Raw genomic sequence first — 1,968 nt, 5'->3', positions numbered from 1 at the left:
GGGTTATTCGCGGGGTGGTGGTGGGGGTTTGAAGTAGTGGTTTTGTTGGGGTTTTTGGGTGGGGTCGATGTGGGGTGGGGGTGTGTACCAGGGGACGCCGTTTTGGGTGGTGATGGTCCATTGTTCTTTGTGGACGAGGTGATGGTGGTGGGTGCAGAGGAGTGCGCCGTTGCCCAGGTTGGTGGGGCCGTCGTGGGACCAGTAGGTGATGTGGTGTGCTTCGCACCAGGGTGCGGGGGTGGTGCAGTTGGGGAAGGTGCAGCCTTGGTCGCGGGCGGTGAGGGCGGTGCGTTGGGCTGGGGTGAAGAGCCGGGTTTTGCGGCCGAGGTCCAGGATTTCGCTGTGGGTGCCGAGGAGGGCGGGGATGATGTCGGCGTCGCAGGCGATTTTGCGCAGGGTGGTTGCGGCGACGGGGCCGGTGAAGACGAAGTTCCCGGTCCCGGTGGCTGTTTCCTCTGGGGCGGTGTCGGTGTCGGGGTGGGGGAAGAGGTCTTGGTAGTTGATGGTGGCGATGATTTGGGGTCGGTTGCCGCCGGTGGTGGGCAGGGTGTTGGTGCTGAGGCCGGCTTTGACGGCGCCGATGATGCCGTCGAGTTGTTTCTGGGAGCGGGTGCGGCGGTCCAGGTCTATCTCGTTGTCCTGCCAGATGCCTCCGGCACCGGCACCGGGACCGGTGTCAGCGTCGGTGTTTGCGCTGGTGTCGGCCCGGCTGGTGTCTGGGCTGGTGGTGCGGGGGTTGGTGGCGGTGTTCATGACGGTGAGGAGGTGTTCGTATTGGTCGGTGGTGGCGAAGATTTCGAGGTGGTGCAGGCCGTGGCGGGGTTTGCGGATGAATGCGCCCTGGGTGTGGCGGAGGGTTTCTTCGCTGGGTTCGGTGCCGTCGGCGTCGAGGGTGTCGGCCCAGCGGCGGGCGACGCGGGTGAGGAAGTCCGGGTCTGCGGTGGCGGCGGTGCGGGTGAGGTCGTGTTCGATCCGGGTGAGGGTTTCGGGGGTGCTCTGGTGTTGGAGCCGGTTCAGGGTGAGGCTGATGATCGTCCCGGCCCGGGAGGACACCGCCGGGCCCGCAACGGACACGCCCGGCCCGCTCCCGTCAGCGTACGGGTCCATTTCCGAGTCCGTGCCGGTGCTGGTGTCCGGGCTGGTGTCAGTTTCGTTGTCGGGGGTGGTGCTGGTTGTTGGTGCCAGTGCGGTGGCGAGGTGTTCGCGGATTGGGGGTGTGGTGTCGCCGGTGAGGGTGGTGGCGGGCAGGACGCAGTGGGCGAGGTGGAGGCGGCGGCGGGCTTCGCTGATGCCGATCCGGAGCGTGATCCGGAGGAACTCTTCGGTGTTCTTGCACCCGTCATCGGCCGGTGACGGCGGAACCGTGCGCGCGGGGACCGCGCCTGCGGTGGCCGGGGCCGTGATGCCATCCGCGGCTGTGGTGTCAGTGGCAGTGGTTTCGGTGGTTGTGGTGGCGGGCCAGGCGGTGTCGGTTTCGGTGGTTGTGGTGGCGGGCCAGGCGGTGTCGGTTTCGTTCAGGGTTTCGGTGCCGTTGTCCCAGCCGGTGATCCAGGTCCGGCCCGACCTGCTGCGGGCGGTTGCTGCGGCGCTGATGGCCTGGGTGCGGGTGTGGTCCACGGCCCCGGCGCTGAGGATCTGCAGGTATTCCACGGTCCGGGAGAGTTCCTCGGCCATCCCGGCGTACTGGGCGGCTTCGGCGTAGTCGGCCATCGCCAACGCGCCAGGAGCTGCCATGGCTGCGGCGTTCACCACCGCGATCGCGTGCAGGAGTGCGGCGGCCCCGGCCCCGTACCCGCCGGATCCGGGAGCTTCGGCGGCTTCAACGCTTATCGCGGGTGGGGCGGCCTCAATACTCACGGCCGGCGCGGCAGCTTCAACGAACCCGGCCGCTTCAACAGCACTAACGAGCCCGGCGGTTTCGGCAGCCTCAGCGAGCCCGGTGGCTTCGGCGGTGTCCTGCAGCCCGGC

1 protein-coding gene is annotated in these 1,968 nt (G+C 68.2%); it reads right to left on the bottom strand.

Annotated features, from left to right (window positions below; genetic code table 11):
* Positions 1 to 3: 3 nt before the first annotated feature.
* Positions 4 to 1,968: DUF222 domain-containing protein (locus EYS21_RS23885; RefSeq protein ID WP_347559605.1), on the bottom strand; the 1,965-nt coding region annotated here is incomplete at its 5' end.

The sequence above is a fragment of the Arthrobacter sp. S39 genome (assembly GCF_004320525.1).
In the GTDB taxonomy this organism is placed as follows: domain Bacteria; phylum Actinomycetota; class Actinomycetes; order Actinomycetales; family Micrococcaceae; genus Arthrobacter.
This window is presented reverse-complemented; position numbering and strand designations above follow the sequence as displayed.